Below are 16,647 nucleotides of genomic sequence, written 5' to 3' on the forward strand. Positions count from 1 at the left end.
TCATCACAGTTTAATGAATGATAGAATCTGTTGATAGACCCGTAACGCCACCATGTTATTTATAGGGGCATGGGCGATTTGGAAAAGCGTAATGGCAGATAAAATCGAGGGGAGGCCGGGCATCCGGAGGCAGGATAGGGTAGGGTATGATCTCAGCCTGACATATCGCCTCGGCGTCATGTTCTCAGCATTCTGGAATTCGGAAGTGCGTGGCAAGGTGCTGTTTCTGGCGACCGTGCTGATCCTCGTCATCCTGGTGACATCCTACGGCCAGGTCATTTTGAACGAGTGGAATGCTCCCTTCTATGATTCGCTGGAGCGCCGCGACCTCGGCGAATTCTTCCACCAGCTCGAAATCTTCGCGATGATCGCCGGCACACTGCTGCTTCTCAACGTGCTGCAGGCCTGGCTGAACCAGATGACGGCGCTCTATATGCGCGAAGGCTTGTCGCGCGATCTCGTCGACCAGTGGCTGAAGCGCAAGCGGGCGCTGCGGCTCGCTTCCAGCGGCCTGATCGGCGTCAATCCGGACCAGCGTCTGCACGAGGATTCCCGCAACCTCGCCGAAAGCACGACAGGGCTGGTTCTCGGCCTGCTGCAGTCGACCATTCTCCTGGTGAGCTTCATCGGCGTGCTCTGGGAGCTTTCGAGCGGCTTCATCTTCCGCATCAGCGGCCACAGCTTCTCCATTCCGGGCTACATGGTCTGGGCGGCGATTTTCTATGCCGCTTCCGCCTCGGTGCTCAGCCAGGTCGTCGGCCGCAAGCTGGTGAAGCTCAATGCCGATCGTTTTTCGAAAGAGGCCGAGCTTCGCTTCACGCTGATGCACGCCAACGAAAACATGCCGGCAATCACCGTTGCCCGCGGCGAGGAAAACGAGCGCCGGCGCATCAACACCGACATCAGCTCGGTGCTGAGGGTCGTCAAGCGGCTCGCCATGGCCAATACCAACCTTACCTGGGTTTCGGCCGGCTACGGCTGGCTGGTGATCGTCATCCCGATCATCGTTGCCGCCCCGGCCTATTTCTCCGGCGGCCTCACCCTCGGCCAGCTGATGATGTCCGTCGGCGCCTTCAACCAGGTCAACACGGCGCTGCGCTGGTACGTCGCCAATTTCGGCCCGATCGCCGAATGGCGCGCCACGCTGATGCGCGTCACCGATTTCCGCCAGGCGCTGGTCGAGATGGAAGAGGACTTCGACCTGAAGGACAGCATCGCCTATGAAAATGCCGCGCCCGACACGCTGACGCTGAAGGATGTGGTGATCGTCGCTAAGATCGGCGAAGACATCGATGAATGCGGCGGTTTCCGCCTGCGCGAAACCGATGTCGTGATCAAGGCCGGCGAAAAAATCATGATCAACGGCGATCATAGCGTCAACCGCAAGCTGCTGTTCCAGGCGATGGCCGGCCTCTGGCCGTGCGGCAGCGGCACGATGGGTCTGCCACCGATCGACGATATGGTGTTCGTTCCGCAGGTTGCCTATGTCCCCGGCGGTTCGCTGCGCGAGGCGCTGGCCTTTCCCGAAAGTCCGGAGAAATACGAGAAAGCAGCCGTCGAGGCGGCCCTCGACAAGGCTGGCCTGCATTCGCTGATCGCAAGGCTCGACACCCGTGCCCGCTGGGACAAGCTGCTCGACAGCGACGAACAGAAGGCGATCGGCTTCGCCCGCCTGCTGCTCGTACGCCCGCGCTGGATGATCTTCGACGAAGTGCTGGAAGGCATGGAGCCGGAATGGCAGGAAACAATGGCCAAACTGCTCACCTCCATGCCCGAAAGCGGCATGATCTATATCGGCCGCTCCGAGGCCTATCTCGAGGCGCTGAAGCCGCGCGTGCTGCATCTGCAGGCGCTGCCGTCAAAATCCGAGGAACCGCCGCCTGTCGTCCAGACCGGCGCCAGCGCCAGTGTCGGCGCTGCCGCGGTGCCCGCGCCGGCGCTGTAAAACGCCGCTACTGCACTGTGTTACAGCGCCCTTTACGCGTCTCAAAAGACGCGCCGTAAAAGGCGGTGTAGCTGTTTGATTGAACGGCAACGCATAAAACTAAGATTTGCAGCGCATCCGTCACATGGGCGGTATGACGCCGTTGAGGCCGACGGCGATCTGGCTGGCCGAGATGCTGCCATCCGCCGCCTTCTCGCCAGTGACGACAACGCCAGCGCCGGGCTTCAGATCATCCTTGGTCGCAGGCGCCAACGTCACGATCGGCGTGCCATCGGCAATCGAGATGGTCTTTTCCTTGCCCTGATAGGTCAGCGTGATCGTGTGGCCGTCGACGGATTTGACGGCGTTGCTGACAGTCGCGTTGGTCATCTGGCTGTTCGGCTGCGCATCCCAGGGACGGTTGCCCTCACCAGTTCCCTTCATCGACGCTGGAAAGATCAGCACCTCGATCGCCCCGTCCGGGCCCGTGCCCTTCGGAAGCGAAGCGACGCCGACGAAATCGCCGGGTTTGATATCCTCGACGGAAGCTTGTCTAATGCCGCCGACCTTCCAGCCGGCTTTCAGCGCGACCGTCGCATCGTTGCCCTCGCGCGTCTTGACGACGAGCGTATCGCCGCTGAGGCTTTCGATTGCGCCGCGAACACGAATGCGCTGGGCATCCTGCGCCTCTGCGGCTTGCGACAGAGCAAGCGCGACGAGGCTGCCGGCGACAAACGCCGTGAAAATTCCGGAATAAGGCTTGCGAGACATATGACTTTTCCTTGTCGCCATTGCGATCGGCAATATCCCCGGCTGCCGGACGGCACCTTATGCCGCAGGACGACACACTGACGAATCAAGGAAAAGTGAGCCTTCGGCCTCGAGAAGATCTCAGCCTTCCAGCTCTTCCCGCAGCATTTCGAGCTCCAGCCACTCCTCTTCCATGTCAGTCAGGCTGGCGCGCAGTTTTTCCATCTCGCCGGCAAGCCGGTTGAAGGCTGCAGGATCGCGCGTGAAAAGATTGGGATCTGCCATCACCTGTTCGCGCTTGGCGATTTCGGCCTCGGCCTTCGCCATTTCCTTTGGCAGGTTTTCCAGTGCGAATTTCTGCTTGAAGGAGAGCTTGACCTTCGTGCTGCCTGAAGCTGTTGCTTGCTGCGTCTTCGGCTTCTCCGCCGCCTTCTCGGCCTTTTTACGCTCCTCGAGCGCGCCCTTGCGCTGTACAAGCATATCCGAGTAGCCGCCGGCATATTCGATCCAGCGACCATCAGGCGCATCCGGCACGGCGGGTGCGATCGTCGAGGTCACGGTGCGGTCAAGGAAATCGCGGTCGTGGCTGACGAGAATGACGGTGCCGGGAAAGCCGGCGACGACCTCCTGCAGGAGATCGAGCGTTTCGATATCGAGATCGTTGGTCGGTTCGTCGAGGATCAAAAGGTTTGTCGGGCGCGAAAGGATGCGCGCCAGCATCAGCCGGGCGCGTTCGCCGCCGGAGAGATTTCTGATCGGTGTACGCGCCTGTTCCGGCTGGAACAGAAATTCCTTCATGTAGCCGGTGACATGGCGCTGTTCGCCGTTGACGAGCAGGTTTTCGCCGCGCCCGTCCGTCAGATAGTTGGCAAGCGTATCCTCGGGATCGAGATCCTCGCGTTTCTGGTCGAGCGTCGCGATCTCCAGATTGGTGCCGAGCTTGACGATGCCGCTATCCGGCGAAAGCTGCCCGGTCAACATCTTCAGCAGCGTCGTCTTGCCGGCGCCGTTCGGTCCGACCAGACCAATGCAGTCGCCGCGATGCACGCGGATCGAAAACGGCGTGACGATTGCCCGCTCGCCGAAGCTCTTGGTGATCTTGTCGGCCTCGATCACCAGCCTGCCGGATTCCTGCGCGTCCGAAACCGTCGCCTGCACTGTGCCCTGCGGCCCCTTGTGGCCGCGATAGTTCGAGCGCATCGTCTGCAGCTCGCCAAGACGGCGCATGTTGCGCTTGCGCCGCGCCGTGACGCCGTAGCGCAGCCAGTGCTCCTCGCGCTCGATCGACTTGCCGAGCTTGTGCTGCTCCAGTTCCTCGGCCTCCAGCACCTGGTCGCGCCAGGCTTCGAAATGTGCAAAGCCTCTGTCGAGCCGGCGCGAGGTGCCACGGTCGAGCCAGACGGTTGCCGTCGAGACCTTTTCGAGGAAACGCCGGTCGTGCGAGATCAGCACCAAGGCGCTGCGCGTCTTTTGCAGCTCGCCTTCCAGCCATTCGATGGTCGGCAGGTCGAGATGGTTGGTCGGTTCGTCGAGCAGGAGGATGTCCGGCTCGGGTGCCATAACCCGGGCAAGGGCTGCGCGCCGCGATTCGCCACCGGACAGCATTTTGGGGTCTTCATCCCCGGTCAGCCCGAGATGCGACAGCAGATAGGTGACACGATAGGGGTCATCACCTGGCCCGAGGCCGGCCTCGGCATAGGCCTGCACCGTCTTGAAGCCGGCAAAATCCGGCGCCTGTTCGAGATAGCGCACTGTCGAGGACGGATGGCGGAAAACCTCGCCGGACTGCGCCTCGACCAGGCCGGCGGCAATTTTCAGCAGTGTCGATTTTCCCGAACCGTTGCGCCCGACGAGACAGATTTTGTCACCGGGCTCGATCTGCAAGCCAGCACCCGCCAGAAGCGGTGCGCCGCCGAAGCTCAGGAAGATATCGTCGAGTTTCAGAATGGGAGGGGCCAAAAATCAGACTCCGGAAAGATCATAGGGCCGGGCGAGCACGATTGCCCGGCCGCTGCCGAGCGAAAAGCGAACGGTGCCTTCCGCAACATTGGAAATGGTGCGCGACGAGCCGAAAGGCAGATGGAAATCCGTGAGCGGATAACGCGCATTCTCGATGGAAAGCCCTCTCAGCTCGCTGAATCCGGGCACGGAAAACAGGCTGCCTTTGGGAAGGTCGAGTTCGATCGTACCGGCAACCAGCGGCACGGCCTCTTCCTTGCCCGAGGTCAGCAGCAGGTCGAAACCCTCTTCCGCCAGGCTGACGGCCGACAGCAGATGCTGAAGCGCGTGATCGGAACGTTCGCCGCCGAGCGCGCCGGCGAGGATGAGCCGCTGCCCGCCGCGCGCGATTGCTTCCGCCACTGCGATCTCGCCGTCCGTCGCCGCCTTCGCTGCCGGATAAGGCTGTTTCGGCACATCGGGAAATGCATCGGCGAGATCATCAGGCGTCGAATCGAAATCACCGACCCAGAGTTCCGGCGTAATACCGAGTGCTGCCGCATGCCGCATGCCGCCGTCGGCCGCAATGAAGCGGCTGTCGGCGATGGCATCGCGCAGGCGCTCCGTCAGGCTGAGTTCGCCGCCAAGCAGAATGGTGAAGGTGGATTGGCTCATGGGCATTGCCCTTAGCGCAAACGGGGGGTCGAGGGGAAGGGGCGCCGCTTGCCTGAAAGCGCCTCGCGTCCAACACCAATAGGACGCTCGATCACTTTGAACCGCCGCCTAGCCCGGTGTATCCTTGTCGCGCGACAGGAAAACCGCCTCGTAACCGCCGATGAAGCGCTCGAAAAGCGCTGCGAAGCGCTCGACATCTTCCTGCGGCCAGTCGGAAACGATCTCGGAAATGATCGCAAGCTTCTGCGCGACGATCTCGGCGAGCAGGTCTTGCCCGACCTCGGTCATGACGACGACGATCCGCCGCGCATCGGCCTGCGAGGCCTCGCGGCGCAGCACGTTGCGCCCGACCATGTCGGCCACCACCCGGCTTGCCCGTGACGGATCAATGCGCAGCATCTCCGCGATCATCCCAACGGTGACCTCGCCGGCAGGCTGCGCCCTGCGCACGGCATCGAGCACGTCGAGATGCGAAAGCTCAAGGCCTGGTGCAGCACTCTGGATCGCCAGCCGGCCGATCAGCCGCCGCCCGGTCATCAGCCGCATGCGCGCCATGCTCCGGCCGATACGCGGCACGTTTTCACGATCCGGCTCGGCCGGCTCCGCAGAAAGGGTCTTGGTCAGGATTTCACTCATCACAGGACCATAACAGAGCCGATTCAAAAATTGAATATGCCGATGTCATTAATGTGCCATTGACAACTATATGCTGTTAGCACATAAAAGTGCATCAACCCGGAACGATGCCTCCCATGGACATGCAACTCGCGCCTGCGCCGCTCGTGACGGATCCTCGTCGCCGGCTTATTCTCTTCTTCTTCCTGATGACGGCCATGTTCATGGCGACGCTCGATAATCAGATCGTCTCCACGGCTCTGCCGACGATCGTCGGCGAATTCGGCCATCTCGAGCGCTTCGGCTGGATCGGCTCGGCCTATCTCCTGTCGCTGAGTGCCGTCATGCCGGTCTACGGCAAGCTCGGCGATCTGTTCGGCCGCAAATACGTGATGATGACGGCGATCATGATCTTCACCGTCGGATCGACAGTCTGCGGCCTGGCGGTCTCGATGGACACGCTGATCGCCGCCCGCGTGCTGCAGGGCCTTGGCGGCGGCGGCATCATGGTGTCGATCTTCGCCGTCAACGCCGACCTGTTCGAGCCGCGCGAGCGGGCTCGCTACCAAAGCTATTCCAGCCTTGTGCTGATGGCATCGGGCGCGATCGGCCCCGTGCTCGGCGGCACGATGAGCGATCTCTTCGGCTGGCGCTCGATCTTCCTCGTCAACGTGCCGATCGGCTTCGTCGTGCTCATCGGCCTTGCCTTCATGCTGCCGTACCGCAAACCGCATCGCCGCCCCAAGATCGATTATGCCGGTGCGCTCCTGCTTGCCATGACGACGACAAGCATCGTGCTTGCCACCGACAGCAGCGAATTGTTCGGCGCATTGCTCTCGCCTGAGAGCATCGGCATCGTCGCCTTCGGCGTCGTCTGCGCCGTCACCTGGGTGTTCGTCGAGCGCCGCGCGCCGGAACCGATCGTTCCCCTGCAGCTGTTTCGCAATTCGACCTTCAGCCTGCTTCTGGTGATCTCGATCATGGGCGGCGCCATCGCCATCGGCATGGTCAATTATCTCGCGCTCTTCCTGCAGACCACGACCGGCCTTTCGCCGTCTGCCGCCGGCCTGCTCTTCATCCTTCTGACCGGCGGCCTCGTCTGTGGGTCGCTTTCCGCAGGCCGCATCATCTCGAAGACGGGGCGTTACAAACCCTTCGCCATCGCAAGCCTCACCTGCAGCGCCACCGCCTTTGCGCTGATGTCGCAGATCCACGCCGGAACGCCGATCGCCTTCATCGGCGCGATCATGATGCTGCACGGCATCGGCATCGGCCTTGCCCAGCAGGTTCCCATCATCGGCGTACAGAATGCCGCACCCGCCCGCGACGTCGGCGCCGCCACCGGCTCGGTGACGCTGTCGCGCATGGGCGGCGCCTCGATCGCCATTTCCATCTACGGCGCCATCATCGCCTCTGAGCTCGGCAAGGTCGGCGTCTCCATTCCCGGCGTCGCCGATATCAAGCAGCTGACGCCGAAAATGATGGCCGCCCTTCCCGAAGCGAGCCGCCAGGCCGTCGCCGATACCTATGCCGCCGCTTTCTCGCCGCTGTTCATGACCTCCTGCGCCATTGCTTTGATCGGCCTTGCGGCCGCCATCATGCTGAAGCCTGTGCAACTGCCCCGCGCCGGCGAGACGACGAAGCCGCAACCGACGGCGGCGGAAGCTGCGGAATAGTCGAATCACGACAGCGAGAGAATGCTTCATCAGAAGGCGCTCCTTCTCTCGATGGACATATCACGGGTTGCAATTTTCCCGCAGGACCGTCGCTATCGAGCCGGTTGCTTCAATCGGGCCGTTCTTTTTCCGCGCCGCCGACGAATCTCCGCTTTGTGACGGAACTTTCGCCATAATTTCATCCGAGCGAAGGGAGGCCTTAATGCCTGAGGCTTGCCAAAATGCAACGGCGCCACATTTAAACAGAGTCTCGCTATGCAACCGATGCGTAAATCAGCTACAGCAAGGACTTGTATCGGCCGATTGTGCAGTGCGAGATCAGGGGTGCGCACCTGTTGAATTCCCTTTGCCATGGTCGGTCCGAATCTGCGGCAAACCGGCAAAACAGCGACATGATGCGGAGAAACAGACTGGACAGCTTGACGACGTGGAAATCGCCCGCGCTTTCCAGTGATGGCATCTCCGCGCCGCAGCGTTTCGCCCGTCGCCTGATGCTGCTTTCGGCCGTCGCAATGGCGCTGAACGGCTGCCAAACGCTGATCGATCAATCCTATCAGCCGAGTGTTTCGCCTTCTTCCAATCCGCAGATCGTCGACGAGGTGCAGAAGAACGATCCGCGCGCGGCGATGGGCGCTCGTGAGCATCCGCGCATCGTGGCAAGCTACGGCGGCGAATACAAGGACGCCAAGACCGAGCGTCTCGTCGCCCGCATCGCCGGCGCGCTGACGGCGGTGTCGGAAAATCCGAGCCAGTCCTACCGCATCACCATCCTGAATTCGCCGGCGATCAACGCCTTCGCGCTGCCGGGCGGTTATCTCTACGTCACCCGCGGCCTGCTCGCCCTTGCCAACGACGCCTCGGAAGTCGCCGCCGTGCTGTCGCACGAAATGGGCCACGTGACCGCAAACCACGGCATCGAGCGGCAGAAGCGCGAAGAGGCTGAGGTCATCGCCAGCCGCGTCGTCGCCGAAGTCCTTTCCAGCGACATCGCCGGCAAGCAGGCGCTTGCCCGCGGCAAGCTGCGGCTCGCCGCCTTCTCCCGCCAACAGGAATTGCAGGCCGATGTCATCGGTGTGCGCATGCTCGGCGAAGCCGGCTACGACCCCTATTCCGCCGCCCGTTTCCTCGATTCGATGGCCGCTTACAGTCGCTTCATGTCGGTTGATCCCGAAGCCGACCAGAGCCTCGACTTCCTGTCGAGCCATCCGAATTCGGCGCAACGCATAGAGCTTGCCCGCACCCACGCCCGCGCCTTCGGCCAGGAAGGCTCGGTCGGCGACAAGGGCCGTGATTATTATCTCGACGGCATAGACGGACTGCTCTACGGCGACAGCCCGGAAGAAGGCTATGTGCGCGGCCAGACCTTCCTGCATGGCGGCCTCGGCATCCGCTTCGACGTGCCGCCGGATTTCCACATCGACAACAAGGTCGAGGCCGTGATGGCCACCGGCCCGAACGACATCGCCGTCCGCTTCGACGGCGTCGCCGACAATCAGAACCAGAGCCTCACCAACTATATCTCCAGCGGCTGGGTGACCGGCCTCGACCCGTCGACCATCCAGCCGATCACCATCAACGGCATGGAAGCAGCCACCGCGCGCGCCAGCGCCGACCGCTGGGATTTCGATGTCACCGTGATCCGCAACAATTCGCAGATCTTCCGTTTCCTGACCGCCGTGCCGAAAGGCAGCGACGCCCTTGAGCCAACGGCCAATGTCTTGCGCGCGAGTTTCCGCCGCATGACGCCGGCAGAGGCAGCCTCACTGAAGCCGCTGCGCATCCGCGTGGTCACCGTCCGGCCGGGTGAGAACATCTCGACGCTCGCCGCCCGCATGATGGGCACAGACCGCAAGCTCGATCTCTTCAAGCTCATCAACGCCCTGCCCACGGGTGCAGCCGTTTCCACAGGCGATCGCGTCAAGATCATCGCAGAATAAAAAAGGCCCGGCTTGCGCCGGGCCAGTCTGTGCTGCTGGAGGGGATATGTCGCGCAAAACAGTGCAGCGGTTTTGCGATAACGACGCGCTTTAGGTCAGGCGTAGGCCGCCATATGCGGATCGGCGCTGACGAGCGCGCTGCGAAGCTTCTCCATCGCCCGGCTTTCGATCTGACGCACACGTTCCTTGGAAATACCGAGATCGGCACCGAGTTCTTCAAGCGTGGCGCCGTCTTCCGCCAGACGCCGGGCGCTGATGATCTTCATCTCGCGTTCGTTGAGATGTTTCAGCGCCGAGGCGAGCCAGACGCGGCGGCGCTCGCCGTCGATCATGTTGGACACCTGCTCGTCCGGCAGGGGATCGTCGCTGACGAGGAAGTCCATCTTCTCCGCGCTCTCGGCATCGCCGGAGACCGAAGGCGCCTGCAGCGAAGCGTCGTTGCCGGAAAGCCTGGCATCCATCGTTTGCACATCGGAGAGGCTGACGCCGAGGGCCGCGGCGATTTCCTGGTGAATGGATTGCAGCGTCAGCTGCGTGTCGCCCTTGGCGAGCTTGGCGCGAAGACGGCGCAGATTGAAGAACAGCGCCTTCTGCGCCGAACTCGTACCGCCGCGCACGATCGACCAGTTGCGCAAAATATAGTCCTGGATCGAAGCCCTGATCCACCAGCTTGCATAAGTCGAAAAGCGCACGTCGCGCTCCGGCTCGAAGCGAGCGGCCGCTTCCAGCAGGCCAACATAGCCCTCCTGCACCAGATCGCTCATCGGCAGGCCGAAATTGCGGAATTTGCCGGCCATGGATATGACGAGGCGCATATGGGCCATGGCGATCTGGTTGCGCGCGCCGCGGTCGTCGTGATCCTTCCAACGGGTGGCGAGATCGTGCTCTTCCTGACGGGCGAGATAAGGGGCGGCCATCGCGATTTTGATCATGCGCCGATCTGCAGACATGTTCTTCATTTCGATCTCCCGAAACAGGCCTCTCGCCCTGAAATGAACAATAAAACTCATCTTCCGGAACATCGCTGTCCGGATTGAATGGTGTTCTGAATGCATAAAAGCCTCGCCCCTGGACTTTTCAGGGGGAGGCCCTATTTCTCATCATGTGCCGGTAAGACGGCTGGGCTGGACCTGTTTCTTCACCTTGCCGGATGGGCAATATAGAAAAGGCATGATCCGCTCCTCATCGAACATTGACGGAATAGCAGTTCGCTCGCTGAGGCATTGCCCGACGAGCAGTCCGCAATTACGTGTGTTAAACGCGGCAGTCGGGAAAAAGTTCCAATAAAAAAACCCGGCGCGAAGGCCGGGTTTTTTGATAGATAAACAGGGTCGCTTTATGCAGCTTCGTCCTGTGAATCGTCTTCTTCGATCGCCTTGCCGCGCTTCGGACCCTTGTTGAGATTGGTCTCGACGAGGCGGACGGCTTCGGTTTCCGACATCTTGTTGACGGCGGCGATTTCGCGCGCCATGCGGTCGAGCGCAGCCTCATAAAGCTGGCGCTCGGAATAGGACTGTTCGGGCTGGTTCTCGGCACGATAGAGATCGCGCACGACTTCAGCGATGGAAATCAGGTCGCCGGAATTGATCTTGGCATCATATTCCTGGGCGCGGCGGGACCACATAGTGCGCTTGACGCGCGCCTTGCCCTGCACAACCTTCAAAGCACGCTCGACGAAATCCGTTTCCGAAAGCTTGCGCATACCGATGCTCATGGCCTTGGCGACCGGAACCTTGAGACGCATCTTGTCCTTCTCGAAATCGATAACGAAAAGTTCGAGCTTCATGCCGGCAACTTCTTGCTCTTCGATAGCGGTGATGGTACCGACGCCATGAGCGGGGTAGACGATCGATTCACCGGTCTTGAAGCCGTGACGTGCTGTAGAAGGCTTTTTCTGCTGAGTCGTCATTCTATTCAAAAACTCCCTGTTACGCTTCCGGCGGCGGCCGGAGCCGGGTCAGTCAGGCCCGGGTGAGACGGTAGTATCCGTCGGGTGACTTCACTCTGGTCCCATCGGGCAAAAGCAAAGACTTCTTGCGCTCGATCTTGGGACCCGGCGCTCAAAGCGTTGATATGTCACGGAAACCGTGTACGGATTTGTTTTGCTTTCGTGATGGTTTTGGGCATGCGTCATGCCACAAATGGAACAGTAGCCGAAACCTATCATAAAAATATGAGGAAATCAATAATTTGCTTCGCTTGAGTCATGCGGGCAACACATGTCACCCATATGCCTCACGCAGCTTTTAAAACGTTTTGACCTACGGTCGCCCGAATCCGGAGGCCGAATGTGGGCACTGTCTCAATCGCCGGAACCGGGTTTGTCGGAGAAATATTTCTCGAATTTTCCGGTCTCGCCATCCATTTCCTTGGCCTCAGGCAATGGGTCCTTCTTGACCGTGATATTCGGCCAGATCGTGGCATATTCGGTGTTGATCTTCAGCCATTTGTCGAGGCCCGGCTCGGTATCGGGCTTGATCGCCTCGGCGGGACATTCCGGTTCGCAGACGCCGCAATCGATGCATTCGTCAGGATGGATGACGAGGAAATTCTCGCCCTCGTAGAAGCAGTCGACAGGGCAGACTTCCACGCAATCGGTGTATTTGCACTTGATGCAATTGTCGGTCACGACATAGGTCATGAAGAACTCCAGGATTTCCATGCGGATGGGGCCGGGCAACCTGGAACGTCGCGCCTATCCCCGTGCCGGAGGAAAAGCGTGAGCAGGCTTGGGAGGCAAGCACGCTTCCGGCAGGTTGTCAGTGACGTATCGGCTTTAGCGCCGGATTTCAAGGATAAACGATCTGCAAAAACCGCCGCCGCAGACAGAGTTTTCTAATCCTCGTCCGACATCAGCCTGTCGATTGCACGTCTTTCCTTTTTGGTCGGACGGCCGGCGCCGGTCGCCCGGATCGCCTGCTCATAGGGCGTGAGACGTTTTGCCTCATCGGGCGGCGGGGATTGGTCGTCGTAGAGCAGGCGCGCCTCCTCGTAAGGCCCCCGCCGCTCGCCGGCAAGGCGCACGACGAGAACGACATCGCGCCGCTCCAGCTTGAGCTCGATACGGTCGCCCGGCTTGACCATCTGGCTCGGATGGTTGCAACGCTCGCCGTTGATGCGCACATGGCCCGATTGGATATGGCTCTGCGCCAACGAGCGCGACTTCGCCATGCGCGCGAAGAACAGCCACTTGTCGATGCGCTGGCGCGAACCGCTTGTCGGCTGTGTCTCCCCGCTCATGATTACTTCTTCATCTGCTCCTTGAGAGCTGCGAGCTTGGCGAAAGGCGAATCCGGATCGATCGGCTTCTCCTTGCGCGGCGGCTTAGCCTCGAAGCGCAGCGGCTGTGAGCCGCCACGATTGTTATTGCGGTCGTTACGATCGTTACGCTCGCCGCGATCCTTGCGATCGCCACGATCCTGCCGGTCACCGCGCGGCTGGTCACCCCGTGGTTGATTATTGCGATCGCCTCTTGCCTGCTGTGGTCGGCCGCCATCGCGACCGGCGCCGTCCTTGCCCCGGTTCTGGCGATTGTTGTCGCGGCCGTCGCCACCGCGATTGCCCTCGCCGCCTTCACCGCCGCCCGGCCGGCGATTGCGGTCGCCGCGCTCCTGGTTTTGACCGCGCTCCGGGCCCTGGCCGCCACGGCGTTCGCCATGCCCGCCGCGCGCCTGGCGCTGATTGTCGTTGCGACCGCCGAGACGCCACAGAAGAACCGGCTTCGGTTCTACCGGCTCGCCGGCTTCCGCTTCCTCGGGAGCCGATACCGCTTCCGCAGGAGCGGAGGTTTCTTCGGCAGCTGAGGCTTCCGCAGGAGTGGATGTCTCGATCGGTTCGGCCGGAGCGGCGGTTTCGACAGCTTCCGTCACGGGCGCATCGGCGACTGCCGAAGCCGCCTCGGTTGCGGATGGCTCGGCAGCAGTCTCTTCCGCGGCGCCGTCGGCATCGTCGTGGTCGGCCTTTTCGGCTGTCTCTTCCACGGGCGTTTGCGCGCTGGCGGCAGGCGTTGAGGCTGCATCCTGCGTCGCAAGATGGACTGATGCTTCTTCCGCCTTCACGGCATCGGCGCGATAGCCAAGACCCTTGAGGATTTCTTCCATGTCTTCGAGTGTCGCACCGAGGATCGACAGCATCGCCGTCGTCGTCGTGAAGCGACGGCCGTCATAGGCGCCCTCCGGACGGTTGTTTTGACCAGGCTTCCACTGCAGCAACGGACGGATGATATCGGCAAGCCGTTCCAGGATGTCGATGCGCACGGCACGCTTGCCGAGGAAACGGAAGCCGGCCAGCTTGTAGAACATCCGCTCGAAGCTCGGATCGGTGACCACGGAGGTGCGGCCAGCGGCAAGCACGGGAATGAGATCGCCGTAGCCCGGCTTGTCCAAACCGTCATTCTTCAACGCCCAGAGCAGCGTGATGAGCTCGGCCGGCGCCGGCTTCAGAAGTGCGGGAACGAAGATATGATAGGCGCCGAAACGCACGCCGTAGCGGCGCATGGAAGCACGGGCCTCCTGGTCCAGCGACTTCACCTCCTCGGTCACGTCGCGGCGGAAGAGCACCCCGAGGTTCTCGACGAGCTGGAAGGCAAGCCCCTTGGCGAGACCCTGCAGGTCCTCGGCGCGCGACAGGTCGTCGAGCGGCTTCAGCACCGTGCTGATATGATGATTGACGAAGCGCTCGATGCGGGCGGCGACGTGATCGCGGGCATTGCCCGTCAGTTGCTCGTCAGCCAGCAGGATCACGCGCGGACGCATGATGTGATCGCTGCCCGAAAGCCGCGCCACCGGATCGCCCAGCCACCGGATCAAACCATCCGAGCCGATCGCCAGATCGCTGTTGCCGGCGGCATGCATCCGGGCCGCGCGGGCTTCGAACTCGAGCCCGAGCGCCTTCTGCGACGCAGCCTGAACCGCCTTGGCATCCGGTCCGTCCGTTCCCGCCACCGGCGTGAAGCGGAATCCGCTCAATTGCCCTACATGATGTCCTTCAACGAAGACATCGCCATTCACACTGATTTCAGCTTCCAGCATCGCATTCTCTCTCAGGCGCTTCATGAGCACAGATGTCCTGCGATCAACAAAGCGTTTCGTCAACCTTTCATGTAACGCGTCGGACAATCGATCTTCGATTTCCCGCGTCTTTTCCTGCCAGTGTGTCGGATCGGCAAGCCAACCGGGCCGATTCGAAACGTAGGTCCAGGTCCTTATCTGCGCGATTCGCGCCGAAAGCGTGTCAATTTCGCCATCTGTTCGATCGGAGCGATGAACCTGCTCCGCGAGAAACTGCTCGTTCACCGTGCCATAGCGGACGAGATCGGAAAAGAGGGTCGAGATAAGATCGGCATGTTGTGCTGGGGTGATACGCCGATAGTCGGGAAGCGCGCAAGCCTCCCAGAGTTTTTCGACGCGCGCCGGCCTGTCAGCAAGATCGATGACCTCGGGATAACGCGAAAGCTGTTCCAGCGCCTGCTGGTCGACTGCAGGCAGCGCCCGTGTCAGCCCCGGCACGCGCGGTGCCGCCTCAAGGCTGGCGCGCAGCGATGCGATCGAGGAGAAGTCCATCTCCGTCGTCCGCCACTGCAAAACCTTGACGTTGTCGAATTCGTGCCCCTCGATGCGCTGCACCAGCTCCTCGTCAAAAGGCGAGACCTGTCCGGTGACGCCAAAGGTCCCGTCTCGCACGTGCCGCCCGGCACGCCCGGCGACCTGGCCGAGTTCGCCCGGATTGAGATTGCGGAACTGGTAACCGTCGAATTTCCGGTCCTGGGCAAAGGCGACGTGATCGACATCGAGGTTGAGGCCCATGCCGATCGCATCGGTCGCCACCAGATATTCGACGTCGCCCGCCTGATAGAGCGCCACCTGCGCATTGCGGGTGCGCGGGCTGAGTGCACCGAGCACGACGGCCGCGCCGCCGCGCTGCCGGCGAATGAGCTCGGCGATGGCATAGACCTCGTCGGCGGAGAAGGCGACGATGGCCGAGCGCTGCGGCAGTCGGGTGATCTTCTTCTGCCCGGCATAAAAAAGATGCGAAAGCCGCGGCCGCTCGACGATATTGATACCGGGCAGGAGCTGTTGCAGGATCGGCCGCATTGTCGCCGCGCCGAGCAACAGCGTTTCCTCGCGGCCGCGAAGATGCAGGATGCGGTCGGTGAAGATATGGCCACGCTCGAGATCGCCGGCGAGTTGCACCTCGTCGATCGCGACGAAGGCGGCCTTGGTCTCGCGCGGCATCGCTTCGACGGTGCAGACGGAAAAACGCGCATTGGGCGGCGAAATCTTTTCCTCGCCGGTGACCAGCGCCACATTTTGCGCGCCGACCTTCTCCACCACCCGCGTATAGACCTCGCGCGCCAGCAGCCTGAGCGGCAGGCCGATCACGCCCGTACCGTGCGCGACCATGCGCTCGATGGCATAATGGGTCTTGCCGGTATTGGTCGGCCCGAGCACCGCGGTCACACCGCGCCCGCTCAGAATCATCGGCTGCGAAGTCAGAGTCATGAGTCCATGCAAATGAGGCGGGTGGCCTCAGGAAAATCTTGCTTCCTGGATGGAAGCAGAGAACACATGGACAGCTGCCGCCGCAAACGCAAGGGCAGATTTCAAAATGCCTCGGGGATTACGACCTTTGCGAGTCGTGCGGAATGCCCGAATTTCCGATTCGGAACAGCGTGAGAACGAATCAGCGACGAATCGCTGACTCCCGCTGATTCAGCTTTTGTTCACGGCTAAGTATTGATTTTGAATCACTTTTTCCCACTAGATGCTGAATCGCGAGACTCTCTCCCGTTTGCATTTTCGAGGTCGCGGGTGACGATTCCAGCCCCCATGTTGAACGGGCGAAAATCCGCCCGAAATTAACCTCTCGACCAAAGCCGGAACGAATCGGAGACGAATCGCTGACTCCACCATTTTCACCTTTCGTTCACGGCCACATCTGGTAGCGGCTTCAGGTCCGGGTGCTAGATGCGGATCGATGGCAGATCCCTTTACCCTGCCTCGTCGCATCGGCATTAATCTTTCGAGAGCTGGATTCAGACGGCGTTAAGTCAATGCGGCCCATATTGGGGCTCCGATCAAACACGGAACGAATCGCTGACGAATCGGCGACATCTCGATTTTCCCTCTTTGTT

At 61.4% G+C, this 16,647-nt stretch carries 12 protein-coding genes; 3 read left to right on the forward strand and 9 right to left on the reverse strand.

All coding sequences use genetic code 11. The features are described 5' to 3' along the window. Positions 1 to 52 precede the first annotated feature (52 nt). The gene (locus AC1ECN_RS07400) at positions 53 to 1,945 is read left to right on the forward strand and encodes an ABC transporter ATP-binding protein/permease (protein ID WP_197727333.1); all 1,893 of its coding nucleotides are present in this window, start codon (positions 53 to 55) and stop codon (positions 1,943 to 1,945) included. A gap of 120 nt (positions 1,946 to 2,065) precedes the next feature. On the opposite strand, the gene AC1ECN_RS07405 is transcribed toward AC1ECN_RS07400, so the two are convergent. From AC1ECN_RS07405 to AC1ECN_RS07420, 4 genes are all read right to left on the reverse strand, one after another. Further along, positions 2,066 to 2,695 (reverse strand): DUF5666 domain-containing protein, encoded by a 630-nt coding sequence (locus AC1ECN_RS07405; protein WP_130656631.1) that lies wholly within the window; start codon positions 2,693 to 2,695, stop codon positions 2,066 to 2,068. Between the two features lie 120 nt (positions 2,696 to 2,815). Then, a complete protein-coding gene (locus AC1ECN_RS07410; RefSeq protein ID WP_130662464.1) occupies positions 2,816 to 4,633 on the reverse strand; it encodes an ABC-F family ATP-binding cassette domain-containing protein in 1,818 nt (605 codons plus the stop codon). A gap of 3 nt (positions 4,634 to 4,636) precedes the next feature. Then, entirely contained in the window at positions 4,637 to 5,293 is a 657-nt protein-coding gene (locus tag AC1ECN_RS07415) for a thiamine diphosphokinase (RefSeq protein ID WP_197727423.1), read from the reverse strand. 102 nt (positions 5,294 to 5,395) lie between these two features. After that, positions 5,396 to 5,923 (reverse strand): MarR family winged helix-turn-helix transcriptional regulator, encoded by a 528-nt coding sequence (locus AC1ECN_RS07420; RefSeq protein ID WP_024320481.1) that lies wholly within the window; start codon positions 5,921 to 5,923, stop codon positions 5,396 to 5,398. Between the two features lie 116 nt (positions 5,924 to 6,039). Here AC1ECN_RS07420 and AC1ECN_RS07425 point away from each other — a divergent pair, with 116 nt between their 5' ends. Beyond that, positions 6,040 to 7,578, forward strand: coding sequence for an MDR family MFS transporter (locus AC1ECN_RS07425; protein WP_130673276.1), 1,539 nt, complete (start codon positions 6,040 to 6,042; stop codon positions 7,576 to 7,578). A gap of 392 nt (positions 7,579 to 7,970) precedes the next feature. Next, on the forward strand, positions 7,971 to 9,515 hold the full coding sequence (locus AC1ECN_RS07430; RefSeq protein ID WP_130656636.1) for a M48 family metalloprotease: 1,545 nt from the start codon (positions 7,971 to 7,973) through the stop codon (positions 9,513 to 9,515). Between the two features lie 95 nt (positions 9,516 to 9,610). On the opposite strand, the gene AC1ECN_RS07435 is transcribed toward AC1ECN_RS07430, so the two are convergent. The 5 genes from AC1ECN_RS07435 to AC1ECN_RS07455 all read right to left on the reverse strand — a co-directional run bounded on the left by AC1ECN_RS07435 (position 9,611) and on the right by AC1ECN_RS07455 (position 16,015). Then, the gene (locus AC1ECN_RS07435; RefSeq protein WP_012759432.1) at positions 9,611 to 10,474 is read right to left on the reverse strand and encodes an RNA polymerase factor sigma-32; all 864 of its coding nucleotides are present in this window, start codon (positions 10,472 to 10,474) and stop codon (positions 9,611 to 9,613) included. 377 nt (positions 10,475 to 10,851) lie between these two features. Further along, positions 10,852 to 11,424 carry a CarD family transcriptional regulator gene (locus AC1ECN_RS07440; RefSeq protein WP_003543775.1) on the reverse strand — a complete coding sequence of 191 codons (573 nt, stop codon included), beginning with the start codon at positions 11,422 to 11,424 and terminating at the stop codon, positions 10,852 to 10,854. A 393-nt stretch (positions 11,425 to 11,817) separates the two neighbouring features. After that, positions 11,818 to 12,156 (reverse strand): ferredoxin FdxA, encoded by a 339-nt coding sequence (gene fdxA, locus AC1ECN_RS07445; protein ID WP_024320484.1) that lies wholly within the window; start codon positions 12,154 to 12,156, stop codon positions 11,818 to 11,820. Between the two features lie 194 nt (positions 12,157 to 12,350). Then, positions 12,351 to 12,755, reverse strand: coding sequence for an RNA-binding S4 domain-containing protein (locus AC1ECN_RS07450; RefSeq protein WP_130673277.1), 405 nt, complete (start codon positions 12,753 to 12,755; stop codon positions 12,351 to 12,353). Between the two features lie 2 nt (positions 12,756 to 12,757). After that, the gene (locus tag AC1ECN_RS07455; RefSeq protein ID WP_024320485.1) at positions 12,758 to 16,015 is read right to left on the reverse strand and encodes a helicase-related protein; all 3,258 of its coding nucleotides are present in this window, start codon (positions 16,013 to 16,015) and stop codon (positions 12,758 to 12,760) included. Positions 16,016 to 16,647: the final 632 nt, after the last annotated feature.

It is taken from the genome of Rhizobium sp. 01N447_2 (genome assembly GCF_056399245.1).